This is a genomic window from Ruminococcus sp. (genome assembly GCF_016283395.1).
Map to the genome: position 1 here is coordinate 35,743 of NZ_JAEEMU010000046.1, position 24,842 is coordinate 60,584.

The 24,842-nt window shown below is 45.8% G+C and carries 23 protein-coding genes and 1 riboswitch; of the genes, 9 read left to right on the forward strand and 14 right to left on the reverse strand.

Going from position 1 to position 24,842, the window contains the following annotated elements; translation table 11 throughout:
* Window positions 1–21: 21 nt before the first annotated feature.
* The 8 genes from QZZ41_RS11380 to pta all read left to right on the forward strand — a co-directional run bounded on the left by QZZ41_RS11380 (window position 22) and on the right by pta (window position 9,615).
* A complete protein-coding gene (locus QZZ41_RS11380; protein ID WP_295072064.1) occupies window positions 22–1,551 on the forward strand; it encodes a nucleoside-diphosphate sugar epimerase/dehydratase in 1,530 nt (509 codons plus the stop codon).
* 60 nt (window positions 1,552–1,611) lie between these two features.
* Complete coding sequence (locus tag QZZ41_RS11385) at window positions 1,612–1,977, forward strand: cupin domain-containing protein (protein ID WP_295072066.1); 366 nt, start codon at window positions 1,612–1,614, stop codon at window positions 1,975–1,977.
* A gap of 192 nt (window positions 1,978–2,169) precedes the next feature.
* A riboswitch (adenosylcobalamin-variant (AdoCbl-variant) riboswitch) is annotated at window positions 2,170–2,279 on the forward strand.
* 105 nt (window positions 2,280–2,384) lie between these two features.
* Window positions 2,385–3,338 carry an NPXTG-anchored protein gene (locus QZZ41_RS11390; protein WP_295072069.1) on the forward strand — a complete coding sequence of 318 codons (954 nt, stop codon included), beginning with the start codon at window positions 2,385–2,387 and terminating at the stop codon, window positions 3,336–3,338.
* Window positions 3,328–5,148, forward strand: coding sequence for a DUF4430 domain-containing protein (locus QZZ41_RS11395; protein ID WP_295072072.1), 1,821 nt, complete (start codon window positions 3,328–3,330; stop codon window positions 5,146–5,148). The genes QZZ41_RS11390 and QZZ41_RS11395 overlap by 11 nt, the downstream gene beginning before the upstream one ends.
* Window positions 5,145–6,023 (forward strand): energy-coupling factor transporter transmembrane component T, encoded by an 879-nt coding sequence (locus QZZ41_RS11400; protein ID WP_295072074.1) that lies wholly within the window; start codon window positions 5,145–5,147, stop codon window positions 6,021–6,023. Before QZZ41_RS11395 ends, QZZ41_RS11400 begins: the two co-directional genes overlap by 4 nt.
* Window positions 5,996–7,627 carry an ABC transporter ATP-binding protein gene (locus QZZ41_RS11405; protein ID WP_295072077.1) on the forward strand — a complete coding sequence of 544 codons (1,632 nt, stop codon included), beginning with the start codon at window positions 5,996–5,998 and terminating at the stop codon, window positions 7,625–7,627. The genes QZZ41_RS11400 and QZZ41_RS11405 overlap by 28 nt, the downstream gene beginning before the upstream one ends.
* A gap of 1 nt (window position 7,628) precedes the next feature.
* A complete protein-coding gene (locus QZZ41_RS11410; RefSeq protein WP_295072079.1) occupies window positions 7,629–8,315 on the forward strand; it encodes an ECF transporter S component in 687 nt (228 codons plus the stop codon).
* A 280-nt stretch (window positions 8,316–8,595) separates the two neighbouring features.
* Window positions 8,596–9,615, forward strand: coding sequence for a phosphate acetyltransferase (pta, locus tag QZZ41_RS11415; protein ID WP_295072082.1), 1,020 nt, complete (start codon window positions 8,596–8,598; stop codon window positions 9,613–9,615).
* A gap of 265 nt (window positions 9,616–9,880) precedes the next feature.
* On the opposite strand, the gene QZZ41_RS11420 is transcribed toward pta, so the two are convergent.
* Complete coding sequence (locus QZZ41_RS11420) at window positions 9,881–11,368, reverse strand: hypothetical protein (RefSeq protein WP_295072084.1); 1,488 nt, start codon at window positions 11,366–11,368, stop codon at window positions 9,881–9,883.
* The gene (locus QZZ41_RS11425) at window positions 11,365–11,943 is read right to left on the reverse strand and encodes a sigma-70 family RNA polymerase sigma factor (RefSeq protein WP_295072087.1); all 579 of its coding nucleotides are present in this window, start codon (window positions 11,941–11,943) and stop codon (window positions 11,365–11,367) included. Before QZZ41_RS11425 ends, QZZ41_RS11420 begins: the two co-directional genes overlap by 4 nt.
* 384 nt (window positions 11,944–12,327) lie before the next feature.
* On the opposite strand from QZZ41_RS11425, the gene QZZ41_RS11430 reads away from it, so the two are divergent.
* The gene (locus QZZ41_RS11430) at window positions 12,328–12,642 is read left to right on the forward strand and encodes a hypothetical protein (RefSeq protein WP_295072089.1); all 315 of its coding nucleotides are present in this window, start codon (window positions 12,328–12,330) and stop codon (window positions 12,640–12,642) included.
* A 125-nt stretch (window positions 12,643–12,767) separates the two neighbouring features.
* On the opposite strand, the gene QZZ41_RS11435 is transcribed toward QZZ41_RS11430, so the two are convergent.
* From QZZ41_RS11435 to QZZ41_RS11490, 12 genes are all read right to left on the reverse strand, one after another.
* Window positions 12,768–13,220, reverse strand: a complete 453-nt coding sequence (locus QZZ41_RS11435; RefSeq protein ID WP_295072092.1) for a helix-turn-helix domain-containing protein — start codon at window positions 13,218–13,220, stop codon at window positions 12,768–12,770.
* Between the two features lie 30 nt (window positions 13,221–13,250).
* A complete protein-coding gene (gene ligA, locus QZZ41_RS11440; protein ID WP_295072095.1) occupies window positions 13,251–15,206 on the reverse strand; it encodes an NAD-dependent DNA ligase LigA in 1,956 nt (651 codons plus the stop codon).
* A gap of 355 nt (window positions 15,207–15,561) precedes the next feature.
* A complete protein-coding gene (locus QZZ41_RS11445) occupies window positions 15,562–16,524 on the reverse strand; it encodes a Gfo/Idh/MocA family oxidoreductase (protein ID WP_295072098.1) in 963 nt (320 codons plus the stop codon).
* 68 nt (window positions 16,525–16,592) lie between these two features.
* Window positions 16,593–17,402, reverse strand: coding sequence for an RNA methyltransferase (locus QZZ41_RS11450; RefSeq protein ID WP_295072101.1), 810 nt, complete (start codon window positions 17,400–17,402; stop codon window positions 16,593–16,595).
* Between the two features lie 73 nt (window positions 17,403–17,475).
* Complete coding sequence (gene upp / locus QZZ41_RS11455) at window positions 17,476–18,105, reverse strand: uracil phosphoribosyltransferase (RefSeq protein ID WP_295072103.1); 630 nt, start codon at window positions 18,103–18,105, stop codon at window positions 17,476–17,478.
* 15 nt (window positions 18,106–18,120) lie between these two features.
* Window positions 18,121–18,558, reverse strand: coding sequence for a ribose 5-phosphate isomerase B (rpiB, locus tag QZZ41_RS11460; protein ID WP_028518105.1), 438 nt, complete (start codon window positions 18,556–18,558; stop codon window positions 18,121–18,123).
* Between the two features lie 20 nt (window positions 18,559–18,578).
* Complete coding sequence (gene tsaB / locus QZZ41_RS11465) at window positions 18,579–19,265, reverse strand: tRNA (adenosine(37)-N6)-threonylcarbamoyltransferase complex dimerization subunit type 1 TsaB (RefSeq protein ID WP_295072107.1); 687 nt, start codon at window positions 19,263–19,265, stop codon at window positions 18,579–18,581.
* Window positions 19,246–19,686: a tRNA (adenosine(37)-N6)-threonylcarbamoyltransferase complex ATPase subunit type 1 TsaE gene (gene tsaE, locus QZZ41_RS11470; protein WP_295072110.1), complete on the reverse strand. Its 441-nt coding sequence runs from the start codon at window positions 19,684–19,686 to the stop codon at window positions 19,246–19,248. Before tsaE ends, tsaB begins: the two co-directional genes overlap by 20 nt.
* A 1-nt stretch (window position 19,687) precedes the next feature.
* Window positions 19,688–21,361, reverse strand: coding sequence for a formate--tetrahydrofolate ligase (locus QZZ41_RS11475; RefSeq protein WP_295072113.1), 1,674 nt, complete (start codon window positions 21,359–21,361; stop codon window positions 19,688–19,690).
* Between the two features lie 164 nt (window positions 21,362–21,525).
* Window positions 21,526–22,383 (reverse strand): carbohydrate ABC transporter permease, encoded by an 858-nt coding sequence (locus tag QZZ41_RS11480; RefSeq protein ID WP_295072116.1) that lies wholly within the window; start codon window positions 22,381–22,383, stop codon window positions 21,526–21,528.
* Window positions 22,371–23,111 (reverse strand): carbohydrate ABC transporter permease, encoded by a 741-nt coding sequence (locus QZZ41_RS11485; RefSeq protein ID WP_367267477.1) that lies wholly within the window; start codon window positions 23,109–23,111, stop codon window positions 22,371–22,373. Before QZZ41_RS11485 ends, QZZ41_RS11480 begins: the two co-directional genes overlap by 13 nt.
* A 317-nt stretch (window positions 23,112–23,428) precedes the next feature.
* Window positions 23,429–24,814 (reverse strand): extracellular solute-binding protein, encoded by a 1,386-nt coding sequence (locus QZZ41_RS11490; RefSeq protein WP_295072119.1) that lies wholly within the window; start codon window positions 24,812–24,814, stop codon window positions 23,429–23,431.
* Between the last annotated feature and the right edge of the window lie 28 nt (window positions 24,815–24,842).

A 24,842-nucleotide genomic window follows, 5' to 3' on the forward strand; every position in this document is an offset into this window, starting at 1 on the left:
CGGTGTTTTGGGAGGTTTATTGTGAAATCGGAAGTAAAATTCAGCGACAGCGCGAAGCGTACTATGATCATCGGTGGTGGTGTATGCTGCGAGATGCTTCTCAACGAGATCTTCAACGCTCAGAAATCGCCTTATACCGAGGACAAGTATTCAGCGCAGTTCAACCCTGTCTGCATTATCGACAATGACCCTAAAAAGGTCGGCAAAGAGATAATGGGTGTCAAGGTCGTAGGCAGAGAGGACGAACTCGTAAAATATGCCAAAGAGTATGAGATAGAACAGCTTATCCTTGCTATCCCCTCACTTACATCTGACGAACGCAAGGCTGCTATAGATATATGCAACGAAACTAAGCTCCCTCTGAAGATAGTTCCCTTTATCGGTACACTTATCCTTGACGATTCTGCTACACTGCTTGGACAGGTACACGATATCAAGGTCGAGGAGCTTCTCGGTCGTGATCCTATCAAGTTTGACAACAAGGATATAAAGGACTTCATCAACGGCAAGGTATGTATGGTAACAGGCGGCGGCGGAAGCATCGGCTCTGAGCTTGTGCGTCAGATCGCTAAATATCACCCACAGCAGATAATAATCGTTGATATATACGAAAATAATGCATACGAGATACAGCAGGAGCTTGTCATGGAATACGGCAGCGACCTCAATCTCGTTACACTTATTGCTTCTGTTCGTGATTATTACCGTATAAATCAGATATTTGAAAAGTACAAGCCTCAGATAGTTTTCCATGCAGCGGCTCACAAGCACGTTCCTCTCATGGAAGTATCCCCTATGGAGGCTATAAAGAACAACGTTGTAGGTACGTTCAATGTAGCTACACTTGCTCAGTTCCACAATGCTGAAAAATTTGTTATGATCTCAACCGATAAGGCTGTAAATCCTACAAATGCTATGGGTGCTTCAAAGAGATGCTGCGAAATGATAGTGCAGTACCTCTCTCAGCAGCATGAGGGCAAGACCGAATTCGTTACCACACGTTTCGGCAATGTTCTCGGCTCAAACGGCTCTGTTATACCGCTTTTCAAAAAGCAGATCGAGCAGGGCAAGCCTGTAACAGTTACACATGAGGATATTATCCGTTACTTCATGACTATCCCCGAGGCTGTAAGCCTTGTTATGGAGGCTGCTGCCATTGCTCACGGCGGCGAGATCTTCGTTCTTGACATGGGACAGCCTGTAAAGATAGTAACTCTTGCAGAAAACCTCATTCGTATGTACGGAAAAGTGCCTTATAAAGATGTACCTATCGTGTTCACAGGTCTCAGACCGGGTGAAAAGATAAAGGAAGAGCTGCTCATGAACGAGGAGGGTCTCAAAAAGACTTCAAACAAGCTCATCTTCATCGGCAAGCAGATAGATATCGATGAGGAATGTTTCGCTGCAAGCCTTAAAAAGCTCCGCGATGCAGCTCTCAAAAACGATGAGGCTATCGCTATAAAGGCTCTTCATAAAATGGTACCTACATTCATTACTCCCGAGGAATTCAACACCAAGGAGCTTCATATTTTAGAAGGATGTACGGAATAAAGCTTATCATAACACCGCAGCACTCAGCTGCGGTGTGTTTTATATCAAGGAGGAATAATTATGGAATTCATCAGTGCAGACAACATCAGAGAGCTTTCAAATCCGGGAGTAGTTTCCCGTCAGCTCCTCAATCCCGAAAATTCTGCAAGTACCCGTGTTACTATTACTGAGGTACACCTTGAAGTGGGTGCAAGTCAGCCAAGACATACTCACGATGCTTCGGAGCAGATATGGTACGCAACAAAGGGCAGCGGCAAGCTCCTTCTCGAAAATGATACCACCAAGCCATTCAAGGCAGGAGATGTGGTGCGCTTCGCAGATAAGGACGTTCACGGTCTGCTCAACGATGGCAATGAGGAGTTCGTTTACGTGTCAGTAACTGCTCCGCCTATCAATTTCGGCTACGCTTATAAGGATAAGAAGTAAGTAGTTATTAGTTATTAGTGGTTAGTGCTTAGTAGGGGCTGATGCCTACATCAGCCCGAAAACAACACCTTCTGAGCCGCAATTCTTTTATAAATATAACAAATATAAAAAACTTTCAGTAATACACCTTTTATCTTCGCTTGACAGTGTAAAAGTGAAGTGCTATAATAATTTCATAAATGAATATTATGCAGTCCGAAACTGAGGGAAGCACGGTGAAATTCCGTCGCAGCAGTCACTGCCGTACAGTCGGATCGCTCGTCGGACATTGCAGGTATTTATCGTTTTTGGACAATGAAAAACGTATGCCTATTGCTTTGCTGTGATGCTAAGCTTTTAAGCCGCGCTTTTCTGCCCTTCGGAAAGGCTTTTTTGTTGCCCTATTAAATTTAAAGGAGTCGGTCTATATGAAAAAATCAATCGCTATGGCAGCTGCTGTTGTCATGTCATTCTCAGCTTTAAGCATAACAGCGGCCGCAGAAGATGTAACAAAAGTCTATGTTACTATCTCAGACAATAATAAAAAAATCGTTCTTGCTGAGGAGCCTATTGAGGTCACTGATATCGACAGTGACGGCAAGCTCACTATCAATGATGCACTCTATATCGCTCACGAAAAGTTCTATGAGGGTGGGGCAGCAGCAGGCTATAAGTCATCAGTAGGACAGTGGGGTCTGGGTCTCGACAAGCTCTGGGGTGTTGAGAACGGCGGAAGCTATGGCTATTACGTAAATCATATCGCTGCAAACGGTCTTTCCGATATCATTGCAAACGATGCTTTACTGGACGCATTTGTATATTCCGATGCAAAGAATTACTCAGACAAATACACATACTTCACAATGAGAAATCACCCGGACAGCGATCCCGGCTATGAAGTTGAAAGCAGCCTTATGTACGTTGATTTCGATGCAAACTGGACACCTGTCTCAAAACCTGTTGCAGGTGCAAAGATAACTGTAAACGGCAAGGAAACAGACGTAGTTACAGGCGATGACGGTTCATTCAAGATAACTCTTACAGAACCGGGCAAGAACGTTGTAAGTGCTGTTTCTGATACACTCAATATCGTTCCGCCTGCATTTACTGTAAAAATCAACGGTGAGGCTGCAACTACGACAACAACATCTTCAACTACTACAACTACTACCGAAACAACAACTACAACAATTACTTCTACAACTACTAATGCAACAACAGCCAAGACTACTGCAAAGACTACTGCTAAAACTACCGCAAAGGCAACTACTGCAAAGAACAACTCTCCAAAGACAGGCGACAAGGGTGCAGGCGTAACTGTTTTCGCACTGGGTGCTGCTGCCGCAGTTGCTATCGCTTTCAGACGCAAAGATGAGGAATAAGATACTTTCGGGTATCCTGTGCTCTGTCATCACTTTGATGCTTGGTCTCAGTCTTGTTCCCTTAAAGGCTGAGTGCTACGAATATACCGCCGATGATATCGAATCTGTCATCGGCGGTATCGTTGATTATAAGCTAAGACAGACGGGCTCGGGCAGTGTACAGGAATGGCTGGTTGGTGAAGCGGCAGAGGGTGCAGGCAGGACTTCGGACTGGTACGTTATAGCACTCAGTCAGGACGGATATACTGATCTTTCGGCGTATGAAAGCTCTCTCAGGAGCTATCTTGCAGGTAATAACGTTGCTTCAGCTACTTCCCGTGAGAAATACGCACTTGCTCTGTGTGCGGCTGGAAGCTCCGACAGCTATATCTCCGATATCCTTGACAGCTCCATAGGTGAACAGGGCATGATGAGCTGGATATACGGACTTCATGTGCTCAATAACGGCTACACCTGCCATAACTTCACTAAGGACTCAGTTGTTGACGCTATCCTTTCCATGCAGTACGATGACGGCGGCTGGGCTCTTTTCGGCAGCTACGGTGATATTGACGTTACGGCTATGACCGTTCAGGCTCTTGCGCCAAACTGCGGCAGAAGCGATGTCTCAGAAGCTGTTGACAGAGCTCTTGACTTTATGTCAAGCCGTCAGGAAGAAAACGGCGGTTATCAGAGCTTCGGCACGCCCAATCCTGAAAGTGCGGCTCAGGTGCTTACAGCACTTTCGGCTTTGGGAATAGACTGCAGGTACGATGAAAGATTCATCAAGAACGGCAATAACGTTATCGACGGGATAACTGCTTATCAACTCAGTGACGGAAGCTTCTGCCATGCTATGGGCGGAGAGTTCAATGAGACAGCGACCGTGCAGGCTCTGTACTCTCTCATTGCTTTCAAACGCATGACTGAGGGACGCTCTCCACTGCTGGTGCTTGACAATAACGCGATGCATAAACAGTCTCAGCCCGATACTCATGATAATAATCACAGCGACGGACATCAGGATAATAACAGCAGTGATAATAACGTTAACTCAAATACGCGGACTACTGCTGCAAAGACTTCTTCTGTAAAGACTACCGCCACTTCTACGGCTGCATCAACGAAAAACACTTCTTCCGCAAAGACTGACGTAGTTACAACTACTGTCACGGTCAAGACTTCTAATACTCAGATCACTGTAACGACTATTGCACCAAGTACTGACAAGCATGGCAGTTACAAACCCACTGTCATACTCATAATCGTGGGAGCGGCTGCGGTGATAGCTCTTATACTGTTTATTACAGGCAGGCGTAATTACAAGAACTTCATCTTCCTTGCCATTGTTACGGGAGCGGCTGTTGTAATAGTCCTTGTTACGGATATATCCTCACCCGAGGAATACTACAGCGGCGAGAAAAAACACAAGGAAAATGCTATCGGCACGGTCACTATGGAGATAAACTGCGGCACTATTGCAGGCAAGGCTGAGCATATCCCAGGGGACGGCGTTATTCTTGCGCCTACTGCCTTTGACATAGAGGCTGGGGATACTGTGTTCGATATCCTTACGGAAGCTGCTCAGACCTATGGCATACAGGTGGAGAATACAGGCAGCTCGGGCGGTTCACACGGCATGGTCTACATCGCAGGCATAAACTATATATACGAATTCGATTTCGGCGACCTTTCGGGCTGGGTGTACCACGTAAACGGTATCACTCCCTCTCGCAACTGCGGCGAATATGTCCTCAGTGACGGGGATAAGATCGAGTGGCTGTACACCTGTGAACTGGGTCACGACCTTGATGAGGTATACGAAAAATGAGGAAATTCTCTGAATACAATCCCATAGTCATTGCTGTATGGTTTTTCAGCGTTACGGGAGTTGCAATGTTCTGCAATTATCCTATACTTATGGCGATATCCCTTGTGGGAGCGGTTGTTTTCTTCGTTTTCAGGAATGGTCTTTCACACGGCAGGGAGCACATTTTCTTCTGGATACTCTTTGCCGTACTGGCTCTTGCAAATCCCCTTGTTTCCCACAATGGAAAAACTGTACTCTTCGTTATGAACCATAATCCCGTAACTCTTGAAGCTCTGCTTTACGGCGTAAATTCGGCAGCCATAATAATCGGTGTGCTGTACTGGTTCAGGTCCTTCACTCAGATAATGACAAGTGAGAAGCTGCTGTATCTCACAGGTGCGCTTTCACCGAAGCTGTCGCTGGTACTTTCAATGGCACTCAGGTTCGTTCCCCTGTTCGGCAGGCAGTCTGAGAAGATAAACAACGCTCAGACTGCTATGGGACTTTATAAGGACGACAACATCATTGACGATATAAAGGGACGTTCGAGGGTATTCTCGGTCATGGTCACATGGGCACTTGAAAACGGCATCATCACTGCCGACAGCATGGAGGCAAGAGGCTACGGCACAGGCAGACGCACTCAACTAAGACGCTTCGGCTTTCGTGTGGGAGATATAGTATTGCTCATTGTAACGCTGCTGCTTCTTGCAGTTACCGCAGCAGCTGTGGGTACGGACTCGCTGAGTATTGACTTTTATCCCGAAATAAATATAAAAACTCCCGATATACTTGGCATATCGGGTATAATCTCATACGGCGCACTTATACTGCTGCCGCTAATCATCGAAACGGAGGTCAGATTAAAATGGAAATACTTGCGGTCAACGATCTGACCTTTACTTACCCTCAGTGCAGCTCATCTGCGCTCAATAAGATAAGTTTCTCCCTTAACAGCGGTGAATTCGCCGTTCTATGCGGAGCTACAGGCAGCGGTAAGTCTACGCTGCTGCGTATGCTGAAACGTGAGCTTTCTCCGCTTGGTGATGTGAGCGGTAAAGTGTTATTCTGCGGAAAGGAATTATCCGACCTCGATGACAGGACTTCCGCCGCTTCTATAGGCTTTGTTATGCAGCGTCCCGAACAGCAGATAGTCACGGACAAGGTGTGGCACGAGCTTGCATTCGGTCTGGAAAATCTGGGCGTAAAGTCCGATGAGATATACCGACGTATCGCGGAAATGGCAAGCTATTTCGGTATCGGGGACTGGTTCGACAGGGATACTGCGGAGCTTTCGGGCGGTCAGAAGCAGCTACTCAATCTTGCTTCCGTACTCGTCATGCAGCCTCAGCTCCTTATCCTCGATGAACCCACGGCTCAGCTTGACCCCATTGCAGCTGCGGATTTCATCGCTACTCTGAAAAGACTAAATCAGGACTTCGGTCTGACCATAATAATGGCAGAACATCGGCTTGAGGACGTTGTTCCCATATGCGATAAGCTCATTGTCATGGAGAAAGGCAGTATCATCGCAGACGCTACTCCGTCAGATGCAATAAATACGCTGAAAATCCGTCCTGATATACTATGCGGTATGCCTGCGGCTTCGCGTCTGTACGCGAAGCTCAGCGGCAGCGGAGGCTGTCCGCTGACAGTCCGCGAGGGCAGAGCGTTCATTGAAAGCAATTACGAAAATACTGCTCGCGGACTTGCGCAGGCATCCTATGTGCATGAGGACAGTATCGCTCTTGAATTCAAAGATGTTTATTTCCGCTACACACGGGACGGCAGGGACATTCTCGACGGACTCAGCTTCAAGGTGTACAGCGGTGAGATATTCTGTATACTGGGCGGCAACGGTTCGGGAAAGACTACGGCTCTTTCCGCAGCAGCAGGACTTCTAAGAGCATACAGCGGCAAAATAAAAATACTCGGCAAAAAGCTCAAAGACTACAAGAACCGCTCGCTTTACCGTGAGTGCCTTGCTATGCTGCCGCAGGACGTTCAGACCGTTTTTCTGAAAAATACTGTCCGAGAGGAACTGGAAGAATGTGACGCGGAGCTTAACGACCTGCCATATGATATCTCTCATCTTCTTGACAAGCACCCCTATGACCTTTCGGGCGGCGAACAGCAGCTTGCTGCACTGGCTAAAGTCCTTGCCGCAAAGCCGAAGATACTTCTTCTTGACGAGCCTACAAAAGGACTGGACGCAGCCTCAAAGCTGAATATGATGTCAGTCATGCAGTCCCTTAAAGAAAAAGGCGTTACCATAGTCACTGTTACCCACGATGTGGAATTCGCCGCTGTATGCGCTGACAGGTGCGCTATGTTCTTCGGCGGAAAGATAGTCTCAATAGGGACTCCACATGAGTTTTTCCCAAACAGCAGCTTCTACACAACGGCTGTGAGCAGAATGACACGTGGTTATTTCGACAATATCATCACCGTGGACGATGCGGCTGAGATATGCCGTATCAACGGCAGAAAGGAGATGTGAGATGCTCCTGATAAAAAGTAAAAGACTGCGTGATCTCATAAGGGTAGCCGTACCTTTCGTTGCAGTCCCTATGATAACAATTGTGGGAGCTGTCGCCTTTGACGAGAAAAAACATATCATCATCTCCCTTGCAGTTGCTGTCTCGGCACTTCTTCTCTTTGCGGCAGGCTTTGAGAAAAAGTCCACGGGAACGCGCCGAATGGTCATAGTTGCAGTAATGGTGGCACTTTGCTTCGCAGGACGCTTTATTCCCTTTCTGAAACCCATAGCTGCACTGACTATAATCACTGCCCTGTATCTCGGCGGTGAAGCAGGCTTTCTCGTTGGTTCGCTGTCAGCTATACTCTCTAATTTCTACTTTGGACAGGGTCCGTGGACTGCCTTTCAGATGCTTGCATGGGGGCTCATCGGTTTCTTCGCAGGAGTTCTCGCTGATAAGCTGCTGAAAAGCCGCGCTCTACTGCTCATATACGGTGCTGCGGCAGGTCTTGCGTACTCATTCATCATGGATATATGGACTGTCCTGTGGTATAATCAGGGCTTCGATGTGAAGCTCTATCTTGCGGCACTTTTTACCGCTATCCCCTATACTGCGTCATACGCAGTATCAAATGTGCTGTTCCTTTACCTCCTTGCCAAGCCTTTCGGCGAGAAGCTGCACAGGATAAAGGTGAAATATGGAGTCTGAGCTTTTAGTGATTAGTGTAGGGACGACCATTGGTCGTCCGTGTCGGATTGATATGAATGTTTGCGGACGCGCAATGCGCGTCCCTACAGTGCGTTAATTTTATTTGCATCGTAAGACTCGGGCGGATAATATCCGCCCCTACTACTCACTAACCCCACGGTACGCCGTCCCCTACTATGCACTAATCACTAACAACTAACCACTAATAACTGATTGACTTTGCGAGGCAACTGTGATATAATAGTAAGGTAAAATTTAAATCCAATGGAGGTATCCTAAAATGGGAATGTTTGACAAGCTTATAGCAAACCTTAAATCCAGCAAGAAAACTATCGTCTTCACTGAGGGCAGCGATCCTCGTATCCTCTCCGCAGCTGACAGACTTATCAAGGAAAACCTTATGGGCGTTATCCTCTGCGGCAACGTTGACGAAGTAAAGGCTGCTGCTAAGAACGGCGGCTTCAATATCGACGGTGCAGAGATAGTTGACCCTGCTACATATCCTGAAATGGACGCTCTCGTTGCTCAGATGTTCGAGCTCAGAAAGGGCAAGATGACAGAGGACGAGTGCCGCGCAGCTCTGGCTAAGTCCAACTACTTCGGAACTATGCTCGTTAAGGCTGGCAAGGCAGACGCTCTTCTCGGCGGTGCTACATACTCAACAGCTGATACAGTAAGACCTGCTCTCCAGATCATCAAGACAAAGAAGGGTTCTAACCTCGTAAGCTCTTCATTCATTCTCTTCCGTGAAAAGGACGGCAAGGAAGAAAAGATAGCTATGGGCGACTGCGCTATCAACCTCAGCTATGAAGACACAGTTGACAAGGAAGGCAATGTAGTTCTCACAGGTGCAAGAAAGCTTGCTGAGGTAGCTGTTGAAACTGCAAAGACTGCTGATTTCTTCGGCATTGATCCTAAGGTTGCTGTTCTCAGCTTCTCTACATACGGCTCAGGCAAGGGCGGCACAGTTCAGCTCAGCCACGATGCTGTTATCGAAGCAAGAAAGATAAACCCTGACCTCGTTATCGACGGTGAGTTCCAGTTCGACGCTGCTGTTTCAGCAGAAGTTGCTAAGACAAAGTGCCCTGACTCAAAGGTTGCAGGACAGGCTAATACTTTCATATTCCCACTTATCGAGGCTGGCAACATCGGCTACAAGATAGCTCAGAGACTCGGCGGCTATGAGGCTTACGGTCCTATCCTTCAGGGACTTAACGCTCCTATCAACGACCTTTCAAGAGGCTGCAACGCTGACGAAGTTTACAAAATGGCTATTATCACAGCTGGTATGGCAAACTGAGGCAGTTTGATCCCAGCCACGTTGTCACTCGCAAGCTCGTTTACTCTTAACAAAAACGTTAACTGTACATCGCTTACTGCACTATATAACATAAAAAATCGGGACTGCTTATTTTGCAGTCCCATTTTTGCAGCGTGACGCTGCACCCTTGCCACGTTGACACTCGTAAACTCGTTTACTCTTAACCAAAACGTTATTTGTACATCGCTTACGGCACTATATAACATAAAAAATCGGGACTGCTTATGTTGCAGTCCCTTTTTTGTTATTCATTTATATTCGGGTCATAATTATCGCTTTCAGGTACGCCGTAAAGCTTTTCTTTAGCTTCGCTTATACGCCAGCCGTTTTCGGTATTGATGATAGTAAAGCTTGTTTCAAGAGTATAACCATTAGAGTCTGTCTTAGTGAGTGTTGTTATTATATTGCCGTTATCGTCAAACTCACCCTTTGCTATATTCTGATCCCATTCAAAAGGACCCATGCTGTCATCGTGAATAGTTTTTGCGATATAGTATCCGTTATCAATAGTGTACATAAATGTATAGTAGTTGATATCCTCTTCTTTATCGCACATACAATTATCAAGTATTACCTTTCCTAACTCCGCATCGAATATCTCATAGCACCTCTTTTCTAAATCAGACCATTTTGGATATCTCAAGTCGGTGACAAGATAGAACTCTCTCTGAAGTTCACTGCCGTCAGGTGTTGTGAGTGTCTTTGTAACGACATTAGACTTATCGACTTCAAGAGTTCCTGCGTGAAGATCACAGACAAAGTCTCTGTAAGCGTCGGTCAGCTCCTTGGCGATAGCGTCTGCATCTGTTTCTTCTGAATTTGTCATGACAGGATTTTCTTCAGCCTTGCTTATACGCCAGCCGTCCTCTGTGTTCACGATAGTAAACTTTGTTTCATAAACATGATCAGGGTCAACATCTAAATCAATATGCCTTCTGGTGGTAATTATATTTCCGTTCTCGTCGAACTCGCCTTTTACATCGTCATCTAACCACTTGTACAGCCTGTCACTGGTATCGCAAGTCTCTGTATTAACGTAGTATCCGTCAGCTGTAGTATATATCAGAGTCGTATAGTCAATATCCTCTTCCTTTGCGCAGGAACAGTTATCAAGGACTATCTTTCCAAGCTCAGAATCGCATACCTCGTAACAGCGTTTTTCCAGATCTTCCCATGTTGGATATCTCTTATCGGTAACACGATAGAAGTCCCTTGATATCTCATCTCCGCCGAAAGAAGTTATTGTCTTGGTAACAACAGATGACTTATCGACTTCAAGAGTTCTTCCGTGAACGTCATACAAGCAGGCAAGCCAATTATCGGTAAGTAACTTAGCGATTGCGTCGGCGTCAGTTACGTCCTCATCACCGTTCAGATAGACAGTATCCTCGGCATCTGTGGTCACTTCTGTCGCTGTCTCGGTTACTGTCTCCACCTCTGCCGCAGGAGAATGACCGTTACGGCTTATAAATGCCATACTTCCGCCTATTCCTGCTACAAGGAGCACAGCCGCTGCTGCAATGCTCGCTCCCTTATACCACTTTGGTCTGCGGTACTCCTCAACTCCCGATACCTCAGCAGCGTTATTCTCATGCTTTTCATTTATATTGTACTTTCTTTTACTCATGGCGTATAACCTCTCTCTCTTTTCATCTTTGAGGACAGGATACTCCTTAGAGAGCCTGTCTGCCGTATTGTTGTCTATATCATTGAACAGATCATCAAATCTCATTTATATCCCTCCTCCGAGATACCTGCTTCACTAAGCAGCTCCATAAGCTTTTTTCTTCCTCTGCTAAGCCTTTTCTGTACAGCAGTATCGCTCAGTTCCACAAGTGAAGCTATTTGTTTTGTTTTCATACCGTAGTAATAGAAGTAAATGATGATAGTCGCATCAGGCTCGCCCAAGCTTTTCACGCAGTCAAATACAGTCTCACGAAGTACTGTTTGTTCCGTTGCTTCTTCAACTCCAAAATCAGATGAAAGCTCACCAAAGCTGTCGGAGTCGATAGATACAGTAGTATCACTTTTCACAGACAGCCGCCTGAAATAGCTTATGGCAGTTCGCTTTGCTATTGTGCCAATTATGCCTTTAAGCTCTCCGTCCGTTCCTGTATGGCTGTCCAGATATCGGAATACCGCAGCGAATGTATCGCTCAGACATTCATCTGTGTCCTCGCTTGTGCCGCAGCCTTTAAGCTTGTTTGCGCAGATCGCATACACGTATCCGCAATATTCATCAAACAAAGCCCGTCTGCCCTCCTCGGGAGACTGCTCCATTATGCAATGCAGTTCTTTGTCTGTCATCATTTCACTCCTTTGAATGCATTCACCTATTACACTCGCTTTGACCTGTTGTTTTCTGACCGAATTTATTAGTTGTTAGTGATTAGTGGTTAGTGCATAGTAAGTTGAGAGTTGATAATGTAGTGGCTGGCATCCTCGACAGCCCGCGTGAATAGTGAGTAGTTATTAGTGTTTAGTGCATAGTGATTAGTAAGTTGAGAATTGAGAGTTGAGAGTATGGAACGTAATTATATAAAAATCGGGACTGCTTTTTTGCAGCATTTTTTAGCACAAAAGTATTATTTTATTTTGAAAAACCACTTGACAAACAGCAACACTTGTGATATAATATTAACAAGATTAGCGCGTTGATCTATTAATTTTTTGTAAAGGATGTAAAAACAAATGAAAAACGTACTCAAAAAAATCTCAGCAATCGCAATGGCATTCACTCTCCTTGGATCTGGTACAGCTATCGCAAAAAATCTGAATCCTAATTCAGTTCCTACACTCACAGCAAGTGCTGCAGCAAATAGTTGGACTTATTGTGGAACCTGCAACAGACTTATAGTTATTCATCCGAATGGCACAGCAGATGTTTATACATATAAAAATCTTTCAGTATATGTTCAAGGAGATATGCTGAAAATGTATGCACCAAATATCCCTGTAGCAATGTACGCATATTCTGTTAAAGAATTCTATTTATTGTCAAGATAATAAAATCAAGCTCCCCGAAATGGGGAGCTTTTCTTTTTTACAGTGCGCTCATGTTAATTATGGTGTAAGGCACGGGCGCACGGAATGCGCCCCTACACTATTCACTATGCACTAATCACTAATAACTAACCAATATTGGTAAGCATTTTCGCAACTTCCTCGACTGAGCATTTATAGTCGCCGTCGCCGCTGCGCTTATAAGTGCCTGTATAGACACTGCCGCCCAGATATATAGGCTCATCGCCCTTTTTTATCCGCGGAACGTTTATGACGATAATATGCTTGCCCTCAGTCTCAACTATCCTCACATCTCTGTCAGTAAGGATATTCCTGCTGACTTTTCTCTTATCATTGATTATCTCCCAGAAGTCACTGATAAGCCACTCGGGGTCGGGCAGGTCTATGGGGTGAAGTGACTTGTCCTCATGCTCCTCTACACCAAGCAGGATTATCCCACCAAGTGTATTAGCGAATGCGGAATATGTCTCCCACAGACTCATAGGCAGTCCGCCTATGGCCTTTTTCGCTTCTATACGGTTATTCTCTTTGTATTTCTCTATCTTTGTAAGGTCTATCAAGTCATCACCACCTTTTTATACGAAACTGTATCAGCCCTGAGCAAGTGCCTGAAACTCTTCTTCTGTGATAATAGGCACTCCAAGCTCTTTCGCTGTTTTATTCTTCGATGAATTCGATGTACTGTCATTATTGATGAGGTAATCAGTCTTTGAGGATACCGAACCTGCTGCCTTTCCGCCGTTCTGCTCTATAAAGGCTTTAAGCTCGTTCCTGTTCTTCCAGATATGGACTGAACCTGTTATTACAAAGGTCTTACCTGCTATGGCAGACTCGCCGTTTACGGCTTCTGCCTCTGTGATCTCAAGCTCTGCAAGCAGGTTATGGAACTCCGCAAGATTTTTGCTGTCTCTGAAAAAGTTTACATAGTCATTCGCAAGAACCTCACCAATACCGTCAATGGATGTAAGCTCGGCTGTGGACAGCTTTTCTGTCTCTTCGGCTGTTGTGTAAGTGCCGCAGATAAGTCTCGAAGCCTGTCTGCCTATATTGGGTATACCCAATGAATACAGCACACGGCTCAGCTCGGTCTTTCTTGAAGCTTCTATTGCGTCTTTAAGCTTCTGATAGGACTTCTCACCGAAGCCTTCAAGGGTTACTATCTTCGCCTTATGGTCGTCAAGGTGGTAGAAGTCGCGGAACTCGCGGACAAATCCCTCAGAGACAAGAGTCTCTATTGTAGCCGTTGACATTCCGACTATATTCATGGCATCACGCTGTACGAAATGCTCGAATTTGCCTATATGCTTGGCTGCGCAGTCCTTATTGGGACAAACGAGAGTCTCAACATCATCATCTGATGTGCGTACTTCTGTTGGTGCTCCGCAGACAGGACATACAGACGGTATATCAAGACTTCCCGAAGCTGTCTCGTTTTTCAGCACCTGCGGTATTATCATATTCGCCTTGAATATGGTAAGTGTATCGCCTATGCCGAGCCTCAGCTGCTTAACTATGCTCAGATTATGGACAGAAGCTCGTGAGACCGTAGTACCTTCCAACTCCACAGGGTCGAATATAGCCACAGGATTGAGCAGACCTGTACGGCTCGCCGACCATTCAACTTCGCGGAGAACTGTGTCCGCAGTCTCGTCACGCCACTTGAATGCAATTCCGTTTCGGGGAGCATGAGAGGTCTCTCCCAGACTTGCTCCATATGCTACATCATCATACATGAGCACAAGTCCATCTGAGGGAAATTCGTTTTCGGTAATGGCTTTTTCAAAGTCAGCAACCGCTCCCTCAATGCTTTCAGAATCAACAATAATACCGTAAACGCGCTGAAATCCCAGTTCCTCCAACCAGCTCAGTCTTTGTGAGAAGGAGTTCTCCTCATAGCCCTCTGCTGAAACGAGATTGAATGCAAAGAAGTTGATATTTCTCTCAGCAGTCACACGGGAGTCAAGGTTGCGTACTGTTCCCACGCAGAGGTTACGGGGATTCTTGTACTTTGCTCCGTCATCTATCTCGGCGTTGACTTTTTCAAAATCCTTGTACTTCATAAGTGACTCGCCGCGGACTACCATACGACCGCTGAACGGTATACGTGCAGGTATGCCCTTGATATGCCTTGCATTTGCGGTTATGTCCTCGCCTATCTCGCCGTTTCCGCGAGTTACAGCCTGTGTGAGTTCGCCGTTCTCATAGGTCAGTACAAGTGTAAGTCCGTCAAGCTTCCAGCTGAGAAAGCCCTTATGACTGCCAAGCCAGCTTTTAAGCTCGTCAACGCTCTTGGTCTTGTCAAGTGAGAGCATCTTTGAGGGGTGACGTATCTTTTTCAGGGCTGATGATACCTCATAGCCTACCTGCTGTGTACGGCTTCCGCTAAGAACTACTCCCGTCTTTTTTTCAAGTGCCGCAAGCTCGTCGTATAGGTCATCGTACTGCTTGTCGGACATTATCTCAACACCTGTGTTGTAGTATGCATCGGCAGCCTTAGCCAGCAGCTCGTTAAGCTCTTTCATTCTGTTTATATCATTTACAGCCATATGTTTAACTCCTCATTTTTTGTTACTCCTATTATACCACGTTTTCCTCAATAAATCAACCGAAACTTAGCTCTTAGCCGTTAGCTCTTAGCTGTAGCTATGTGTAGGGGCGAGTTCCGCTCGCCCGTCAATTACGTATTTTTTTCTGTTGGTACGTAAACAAAAAGGACGACCCTTGGTCGTCCTTTCTATGATTGATGTTGTATGTTTTCGGACGCGCAATGCGCATCCCTACAGCGTTTCATTTTTAGTTTATGCGTAATTTGCGGGACGTCGAGGACGCCGTCCCCTACAGTACGCTAATGTAATTTGCATCGTAAGGCATACACGGGCGCGCGGAACACGCCCCTACAGGCTAACGGCTTAATTCACGGAGTCTGTCCATTAATTCCATGACGGCGATAGTGTCGCTGTGTGGAATGAGTGGACTCTCTTTCAGCCCCTTTTCGAGACAGCTGTGTACTTCCTCGACCTCGTACTCATAGCCGTTTATTGCATCAGGGTGTACGAACCTTTCTATCTCTTTTCCGTCCTTGCTGTAAAGTGTTCCCTCGCAGGTGCAGTGGAACCAGTTCCCGAGAATGATATAGCCCTTGCTTCCCGATATTACCGCATTGTTGCTGAGCTGTACCTCAAAGCCGTTGTCAGCAGAAACAAATGCACCGTTTTTATAGCGAAGCCTTATGGAGTTGCTTATATCCACTCCGTAGCGCATATGAGCATCGTATACTATCTCATCAGGCATACCAAGCAGGTCATGTGCAAGAGTCATCGGATACACACCTAAATCAAGCAGACAGCCGCCTCCGCAGTCCTCTCGGAAAAGCCTGTCATTTGGGTCATATGAGATATAGTTGCTGAAATCAGCCTTTATGTACTCTATCTCACCTATCTGTCCCGAAGCTATCCACTCTTTCATCTTCCTGTACACAGGTCTGCACTTCATCCACATGGCTTCCATGAAGAAAAGTCCCTTTTTCTCTGCAAGTGCAAGAAGCTCCTTTGTCTCCTTTGCGTGTACGGTTAGGGACTTCTCACAAAGCACGTTCTTGCCGTTTTCAAGGCATAATACTGCATCATCGAAGTGTGATGACATTGGAGTAGCTATATAAACTATCTCAGCATCGCTCTGCTCGGCGAACTCCTTATAGCTGCCGTAGCTCTTCTCAAACCCGAACTCCTTTGCGAATGACTCAGCCTTTTCTGCCGTTCTGGAAGCGACTCCGCAGAGCTGTGCATTCTCGTCATGTTTAAGTGCTGTAGCGAATGTGTGGGCTATCTTGCCTGTACCGATAATGCCCCATTTAAACTTTTTCATATTGACCTCCTCGGATATTAAAGTTTTATTGTTTATTATGCCGTTTACGATGTCATATCAAAGCTGTCTTATCTGCCAAGCTGCCAGAAAGCAACTGCGCTTGCAGCCGCTACGTTAAGGGAGTCCACCTCATGTGACATGGGTATCTTCACTGTATAGTCGCAGTCCGCAACCGTCTTGTCAGCAAGGCCCTCACCCTCAGTTCCAAGGACTATGGCAAGCTTTTTCTCAGCTGCAAGCTCGGGAGCGTCTATACTTACCGAGTCATCGCTGAGTGCCATAGCAGCCGTTTTAAAGCCAAGCTCACGGAGCTGCTGAGGGTAGTCTCTGTCGCTGTCGAGATAAGTCCACGGTATCTGAAAGACCGTTCCCATGCTGACCCTTGAAGAACGCCTGTACAGTGGGTCTGAGCAGGCAGGAGTAAGCAGCACAGCGTCCATATTAAGAGCTGCTGCGGAACGGAAGATAGCTCCCACATTTGTAGGATTCACAACGTTCTCCAGCACAGCTACTCTCCTTGCGTTTCCGCATATATCACTGACTGTGGGCAGCTCTCTGCGTCTGAACGCACAAAGCGCACCGCGTATGAGCTTGAAGCCCGTAAGCTCAGTTATCTCGTCAAATTCTCCCGTATAAACAGGTACATCGCCGCATCGTGCAAGTATATCCCTCATCTGTCCGTCTATGTCCTTATGCTCCATAAGCATGGCATAGGGCTCGTATCCACCGTTAAGTGCCCGTTCTATGACCTTGGGACTTTCCGCAACGAAGAGTCCGCCCTCAGGCTCGAAATAGTGCAGAAGCTGCGGCTCGGAAAGTGCGGTGAATATCTCCGTTTTCCCTTTATTTTCGGGAGTTATATCAATTACATCTGCCATAATGTCATTCACCATTTCTTATAAAAAGAGAGCCGAAGACATATTTCAAGTGCCTGCGGCTCTCTCTAAAACCTTATTTTGTACCGAAGATACGGTCGCCTGCGTCACCAACGCCGGGAACGATGTACTTATCCTCGTTGAGTCTCTCGTCCATTACACCTGCGTATATCTCAACATCAGGGTGAGCAGTCTGTACTGCCTTAACGCCCTCAGGTGAGCAGATGATGCACATGAACTTGATATGCTTTACGCCAAGATTTTTCAGCTCTGTAATTGCTGCAATTGCCGAGTTGCCTGTTGCCAGCATAGGGTCAACTATAATAGCATCACGCTCCTCAATATCGTCAGGAAGCTTTGAATAATACTTTATAGGTGCCTTGGTGTCAGGATCGCGGAAAAGTCCGATGTGACCTATCTTAGCAGCAGGAACAAGTGTTGTTACACCGTCTATCATGCCAAGTCCTGCACGGAGTATAGGAATGAAAGCAAGCTTTCTGCCCGAGATTATCTTTGTCTTTGCAACTGCAAGAGGAGTTTCAAGCTCTATCTCCTTCAGCGGAAGGTCTCTTGTAGCCTCATAGCATATAAACATTGCTATTTCCGATACCAGCTCACGGAATTCCTTTGTACCTGTGTTCTTATCTCTCAGAAGAGATATTTTATGCTGTACCAGCGGATGGTCTATGATGTGTAATTCTGCCATATTTAACAGCCCCTTTCAGTTTTTCTTTTCTATCTCGGTTATAAGGTCGATTCGTCTCTGATGACGACCGCCCTCAAAGCCCGTAGTAAGGAATATCTCTGCAAGCTCACAGGCAAGTCCCTGTCCGAGAGTCCTTGCGCCCATGCACATAACATTTGTATTGTTGTGCAGGCGTGTGAAGCGTGTTGAGAATGAATCAGCACACAGTGCAGCTCTGATGCCGTTTATCTTGTTTGCGGCAATCGACATTCCTATACCTGTTCCGCAGATGAGTATGCCCTTTTCGCAGTTGCCTGCAAGTACTTCGTTACATACCTTTTCTGCCATTACAGGGTAGTCACATGGTTCACCGTCAGTGCCCATGTCCTTGAACTCAAAGCCCTTTTCGGAAAGAGCTTCGATAACTGCCTTTTTCATTTCCACACCAGCGTGGTCACAGCCAATAGCTATCATCTTAAACATCTCCATTGTTATTATTTATTTTTTGCTTCCAGATCCTTTTCAGCCTTTACCTTCTGTAAATAGGATACCTCCAGCTCTTCGGGCTCTGCAAGCTTTCTTGAAACTCCTGCGAGACATACTCCCACAGCACTCTGTAACCTGCCCTGAGGGGGTGCTATAATGAATGCAGGAGAATTATATGTATTATAGAATTCAGCAGCACCGTCTCCGCAGAGCAGTGCTTCCTTAACATTGAGTGCAAGATACTCCGCAAGCTCGTCACGGGATATTATCTGCTCCTCAGTGACCTGTTCCACGCAGTAGCCGTCGCTCTTGTAGGTACAGGTGTAGACAAGCTCTCCCCTTGCCTTCATTATGGCACATATATGTCCCTTATAGGCAAGATTGTTGCAGGCAAGTCCCAGAAGAGTAGATACGCCGCAGCATTTTACTCCCAGACCGAAGCTGAGTGCTTTTACAGCTGCAACGCCGATACGGAGTCCCGTATACGAACCGGGTCCATTTGCAGCAGCTATGCCGTCAAGGTCGGAAAGCTCCTTTCCTGCCTGTGCAAGAACGTCCTTGACCATAGGCATTATGACCTGCGAATGTGTCTTTTGGGTATATACTGTGCTCTGAGCAAGAAAAAGCTCAGTCTCAGAATCGAAAAGTGCTGCGGAAGCTGTCTTTCCCGATGTATCAATCCCAAGCAGCAGCAAATCTTCCACCGTCCTCAATTATAATTTCTCTGTCGTTTTCACCAATGCTGTTTATTGTAACGTAAATAGTATCCTTCGGGAGAAAATCGTCGATATTCTCAGACCACTCAACAGCCGCAACATTATCCTCGAAAGGATAATCGTAAAATCCCGTAGACTCAAGGTCATCCTCGGAGTTTATGCGGTACATATCGAAGTGGTAGAGAGTGATATCCTCTCCGCGGTACTCATTTACAAGGGCAAAGGTAGGCGAAGTAACGCTGTCGCCAAGTCCCATGCCAATGGCAAGACCTCGTGTGAAGGTTGTCTTTCCTGCACCAAGTCCGCCCTTATATGCTATCATATCTCCCGCTTTGAGGAGACCGCCCAGCTTCTGCGCTGCATCAATAGTCTCCTGCGGTGAATGAGTTATTATCTTCATATCAGAAAAGTCCTGTGATACAGCCGTTATTGTCGCAGTCGATATTCAGTGCAGCAGGAGCTTTAGGAAGTCCCGGCATTGTAAGGATATCACCTGTGTATATTACAACAAATCCCGCACCTGATGAAAGACGTGCGTCGCGGACTGTTATCTTGAAGTTCTTTGGCTTTCCGAGGAGATTAGGATTATCGGAAAGTGAATACTGTGTCTTTGCTACACATATAGGAAGATCCCAGAAACCGATGCTCTCGATCTCCTTGATAGCCTTTTCAGCCTGAGGTGTGAATACTACTCCCTCAGCGCGGTATATTTCCTTAGCTATCTTCTCTACCTTATCCTTGATAGTAGCGTGAGTATCGTAAATGGGCTTGAATTCGTTATCGCTTACAAGGTCGATAGTCTCGCATACCTTCTGTGCAAGATCCTTTCCGCCTTCTCCGCCCTTTGCGAATACCTCGCACATTGAAACTTCAACACCCATATCAGCGCAGAAGCTCTGTACGAATTTAACTTCTTCGTCTGTATCTGTAGCAAATCTGTTTATAGCAACAACTACAGGTACATGATACTTATGCATATTCTCGATGTGAGTTCTCAGGTTCTCAATGCCCTTTTCAAGTGCCCACATATTTTCCTTTGCAAGGTCCTGCTTCTGAACTCCGCCGTTATATTTAAGAGCCTTTATTGTAGCAACGATAACTACACATGACGGAGCAAGTCCGCCTATACGGCACTTGATATCGAGGAACTTCTCGGCACCCAGGTCAGAACCGAATCCTGCCTCAGTTACAACATAGTCGCCAAGCTTCAGCGCAAGCTTTGTAGCTCTGAGAGAATTGCAGCCGTGAGCGATATTTGCAAAAGGTCCGCCGTGGATAAATGCAGGGGTATTTTCAAGAGTCTGTACAAGGTTAGGCTTGAGAGCGTCCTTGAGGAGAGCTGTCATAGCACCTGTACAGCCTAAATCCTTAGCGTATACAGGCTCACCGTTGAGATTATATGCAACGAGGATATTTCCCAGTCTTTCCTTTAAGTCTGCGATATCGGAAGCGAGACAAAGTATTGCCATTACCTCAGATGCAACTGTTATATTGAAGCCGTCCTCACGGGGGATACCGTTAGCCTTGCCGCCAAGTCCGATGAGTATATTTCTCAGCGCACGGTCGTTCATATCCATACAGCGTTTGAACATTATCCTGCGCTGGTCTATCTGTAATACATTGCCCTGCTGGAGATGATTGTCTATCATTGCGCAGAGCAGATTATTTGCAGCTGTTATAGCGTGCATATCACCTGTAAAATGGAGATTGATGTCCTCCATTGGAACTACCTGTGCATATCCGCCGCCTGCTGCGCCGCCCTTCATACCAAAAACAGGTCCGAGAGAAGGCTCTCTCAGCGCAAGCACTGACTTTTTGCCTATCCTGCGCATTGCATCAGCAAGACCTGTACTGATAGTAGTCTTGCCCTCACCTGCGGGAGTAGGATTTATAGCTGTAACAAGTATGAGCTTTCCGTCCTCTTTATCTGCAAGCTTGGAATAAAGAGCCTCTGAAAGCTTAGCCTTGTAATGTCCGTAGGGTTCTATATCCTCTTCAGCAATGCCGAGATCCGCTGCAATCTCTGTGATACGCTTCATTTCAGCACTCTGTGCGATTTCGATATCAGATAACATTATAGTGTTCCTCCGTGTCATGTATTAATAGATTAATTATACCACGTTTTTTCTTTAAATGCAAGGTCTAAGCAAATATTATCAGCAAAAACAAAGAGGACTGCTCCTTGCGGAACAGCCCTCTAAGATTTAAGAAAGAAAAATGTGATAACTTGAAGAATACATCAGCCCTTAACGCCGCCAAGTGCAACACCTGCGATGATGTGTTTTGAAAGCAGGAAGTATACAACGAGGAGCGGAATGACTGTAAGAAGAAGTCCAAGATATACAGCACCCATTTCGGTCTTGTATGAGTCACCGTTAAGGAGACTTACCATCATAGGCATTGTATACTTATCCTTATCTGATGAAAGAAGTACCTGTGGCAGGAACAGCTGGTTCCATGAGGCAACGAATGCAAATATTGCCTGTGTAGCCATAGCAGGCTTCATCATCGGGAGAACTATCTGGTTAAAGATCCTGAACTCACCTGCGCCGTCAATTCTTGCTGACTGAAGAATTTCCATAGGAAGTGAAGGGATCATATACTGCCTCATAAAGAACACAACTGTAGGTGCTGCGATAGAAGGAAGTATAAGTGGGAGATAGCTGTTGAGCCAGCCAACGTTATGCATGAACTGATAGAAACCGATCGATGTTACCTGTGCAGGTATCATAAGTACAGCCATAATAACTGTAAAGAACGGTTTTCTGAGTTTCCAGTCATATGCAACAAGTGCAAAGGCTGTCATAGTTGAGAAATAGATAGTACATAATGTGGAACCGCAAGAAATTATAAGAGAGTTTTTAAAGCCAAGAAAAGGTCTAAAGTCTCTTCCTGCAAAGCACGCATAGTTTTTAAAGAGGAACTTTGAAGGTATCAGCGACAGAGCGTGGCTCTGGATCTGAGGAGTACTTCTTGTTGCATTTACTATCATGATTATGAAAGGCAGAAGGCTCAGTATAGTAAGGAGTCCACAAAATATGTAAGCGGATGTTTTAAATGCTATATTCTTAGCACTTCCGTTATTTACAGACGCCATTCGTTTACTCCTCCTTTCGCAGCCATTCTGGCCTCTTTCTTTGCTTTCTTGATCTGCTTATTCATCTTGATCTCGTCCTTATCGCGCATTACGTAGAACAATACTGCCGAGCAGATTACAATTACAAGCCACATGAGCATACTTGCGGCAGCCGCTCTGTTATAGATATAGCTTCCTGCAAATGCCTGTTTATAAATGAATACACTGGTTGTAAGGGTTGCACTGTCAGGACCACCGTCAAGGAATACCTTAGGTATGTCGTACATATTCAAACCACCTACAAGGCTTGTTACAAGTGTATACAATAAAACTGTCTTTAAGTTAGGTATTGTAATACGGAAGAAGGTCTGAACACCGTTCGCTCCGTCGATCTCTGCTGCTTCGTAAATGTCAGGGCTGATACCGAGTACGCCCGAAACAAGTACGATCATAGTATTTCCGTACCATGTCCAGAACTGGATAAAGGCAACAATAAGTCTTGCCGCTGTACGGCTGTTAGTAAAGAAAAATTCTTTATCCAGAAGGCCTGATGTTACGAGAAGATCGTTCATAGGTCCCTTTGGATAGCTGAAGATAGCTTTAAACAGAATCGCAACTGTTGCAGCAGTAATGATGTTCGGCATATAGAATACTACTTTAAAGAAACCTTTACCTTTAATCTCATTACTGTGCGAGGTAAACCAGGCAGTCAGCAGAAGAGCAATTGTTATCTGGGGAATAAAGTTCATTACCCAGATAAGTATCGTATTCTTCAGAGATTGTTTAAAGGATTCATTTTCTAAAACATCCCTAAAATTCTGGAAGATGTCACTTTTTAAGAAATGATAATTTTCCTGTATAAGTCCTTTACGATCAGTAAAACCGAGAGTCGCTGTAAAAATAGTAGGATACAGCGTAAAAATCAAAAATGCAACAACAAAAGGAATACTAAAGAGATATCCGTATTTTGAATAACTAATACCCTTGAGCTTCGTTTTCAAAGCCGCAAACCTCCTTTTTATTTATAAGCAGTACCGCAGAAGCGGTACTGCTTATAGGGGAAATATTAGTCTACTTTAATGTCAAATGTATCGCCTACAGCCTGCTTGAAGTCCTTGATAGCTGCATCTCTTGTCTTAGCTCCGCCAGTGTACTGACGAACCTGATCACGCCAAGCACTGTTGATACCCTCATCGTACTGAGTGAGGTTATCGCCCTTAGCGAATGTGTTAGCCTTCTGATATACTTCAAACATATCCTGACCGCCAAGGATTTCAACCTTACCGTCAGACTTAGCCATAACAACATTTGAAGCTACAACGTCCTTAGTTGGGTTTTCAGGATCAAATGTACCGTTAGCCCACTTGTACTGTAGACCGTCCTCAGATGTATCGAGAGTTACCCACTCAATGATCTTACCAACAGCATCCTTGTTCTTTGAATCCTTGTTAGCAATGAGCCATGTACCGCCCCAGAAGAAACCTACAGGTGGCTGGCAAACTGCCCAGTCGCCGTATGTGCCTTCGCCTGGCTTTTTACCGCCGCAGTTGTCCTTCAGTGAGTAGTTGATGAGCCATGCAGGACCGAAGAAGCCGAGAACTGGCTTTTCACCTTCGCCCTTCATATCTGCGAACCAGCCGTCCTGCCAGTCCTGAGTATCGTTGTGGTATCCATTATCCTTGAGCTGCTTAGAAAGATCGAGGAATGCCTCACGCTTAGGATCGATATTGAGAGCACCGTTTACAACCCAACCTGTGTCTGAGCTGTTCTCAACTGCGTGCCAGAGGTCACCGTCACCTGAGATGATAGCGATATTCTTCTTCTTGAGGTCATCAGCGCACTTGAAGAACTGATCCCAGTCGCCTGAACCTGCACCGATCTGCTTCTCTACTTCTGCAACATCGTCTGTACCGAATGCATCCTTAGCTACTGAACGTCTGTAGATGAATGCACCACCTGTAGCCTGGTAACCAAGACCAACTACCTTACCCTCAGGGTTTCTGCCGATTTCTACTGAGTAAGGAGCGATTTCAGCTTCCTTGATCTTGTTCTCAACGTCGATACCGAGCTCTTCGTATGGGCAAGCAAATCCTGCAGCATCGCCCTGTGTATACTTCAGAACGAAAGCAGCCTCTGCACAGTAGAAGTCAGGAGCATCTTCTCCGCCGCCTGAGAGTGCCTGGTCGAGAGCAGGCTGATACTGTCCTTCAGTTGTCGGGATCTCTGTAACCTTTAACTCATACTTTTCAGCGAATTCAGGGTGTGTATCGAAGTACATCTTTGTCATGTTGATAACTTCCTTAGTAAAGGACATGAGCTTGATGACTGTCTTACCCTCCTTGGTTGTTGTACCGCCGCTTGAGCTTTCTTTCTCCTTACCACAGCTTACCATAGCTGAAGAAGCGAGAAGAGCGAGTGCTGAAATGACCGATAATACTCTTGCTTTTTTCATTTTTCTTGACCTCCAAATAAAAAATGTT

Bases quoted from the DNA above. Each gene is read 5' to 3' on its own strand.
- QZZ41_RS11385 (WP_295072066.1), top strand. From the start codon at position 1,612: ATGGAATTCATCAGTGCAGACAACATCAGAGAGCTTTCAAATCCGGGA.
- QZZ41_RS11390 (WP_295072069.1), top strand. From the start codon at position 2,385: ATGAAAAAATCAATCGCTATGGCAGCTGCTGTTGTCATGTCATTCTCA.
- QZZ41_RS11395 (WP_295072072.1), top strand. From the start codon at position 3,328: ATGAGGAATAAGATACTTTCGGGTATCCTGTGCTCTGTCATCACTTTG.
- QZZ41_RS11400 (WP_295072074.1), top strand. From the start codon at position 5,145: ATGAGGAAATTCTCTGAATACAATCCCATAGTCATTGCTGTATGGTTT.
- QZZ41_RS11405 (WP_295072077.1), top strand. From the start codon at position 5,996: ATGGAAATACTTGCGGTCAACGATCTGACCTTTACTTACCCTCAGTGC.
- QZZ41_RS11410 (WP_295072079.1), top strand. From the start codon at position 7,629: ATGCTCCTGATAAAAAGTAAAAGACTGCGTGATCTCATAAGGGTAGCC.
- pta (WP_295072082.1), top strand. From the start codon at position 8,596: ATGGGAATGTTTGACAAGCTTATAGCAAACCTTAAATCCAGCAAGAAA.
- QZZ41_RS11420 (WP_295072084.1), bottom strand. From the start codon at position 11,368: ATGAGATTTGATGATCTGTTCAATGATATAGACAACAATACGGCAGAC.
- QZZ41_RS11425 (WP_295072087.1), bottom strand. From the start codon at position 11,943: ATGACAGACAAAGAACTGCATTGCATAATGGAGCAGTCTCCCGAGGAG.
- QZZ41_RS11430 (WP_295072089.1), top strand. From the start codon at position 12,328: ATGAAAAACGTACTCAAAAAAATCTCAGCAATCGCAATGGCATTCACT.
- ligA (WP_295072095.1), bottom strand. From the start codon at position 15,206: ATGGCTGTAAATGATATAAACAGAATGAAAGAGCTTAACGAGCTGCTG.
- QZZ41_RS11445 (WP_295072098.1), bottom strand. From the start codon at position 16,524: ATGAAAAAGTTTAAATGGGGCATTATCGGTACAGGCAAGATAGCCCAC.
- QZZ41_RS11450 (WP_295072101.1), bottom strand. From the start codon at position 17,402: ATGGCAGATGTAATTGATATAACTCCCGAAAATAAAGGGAAAACGGAG.
- upp (WP_295072103.1), bottom strand. From the start codon at position 18,105: ATGGCAGAATTACACATCATAGACCATCCGCTGGTACAGCATAAAATA.
- rpiB (WP_028518105.1), bottom strand. From the start codon at position 18,558: ATGATAGCTATTGGCTGTGACCACGCTGGTGTGGAAATGAAAAAGGCA.
- tsaE (WP_295072110.1), bottom strand. From the start codon at position 19,686: ATGAAGATAATAACTCATTCACCGCAGGAGACTATTGATGCAGCGCAG.
- QZZ41_RS11475 (WP_295072113.1), bottom strand. From the start codon at position 21,361: ATGTTATCTGATATCGAAATCGCACAGAGTGCTGAAATGAAGCGTATC.
- QZZ41_RS11480 (WP_295072116.1), bottom strand. From the start codon at position 22,383: ATGGCGTCTGTAAATAACGGAAGTGCTAAGAATATAGCATTTAAAACA.
- QZZ41_RS11485 (WP_367267477.1), bottom strand. From the start codon at position 23,111: ATGAACTTTATTCCCCAGATAACAATTGCTCTTCTGCTGACTGCCTGG.
- QZZ41_RS11490 (WP_295072119.1), bottom strand. From the start codon at position 24,814: ATGAAAAAAGCAAGAGTATTATCGGTCATTTCAGCACTCGCTCTTCTC.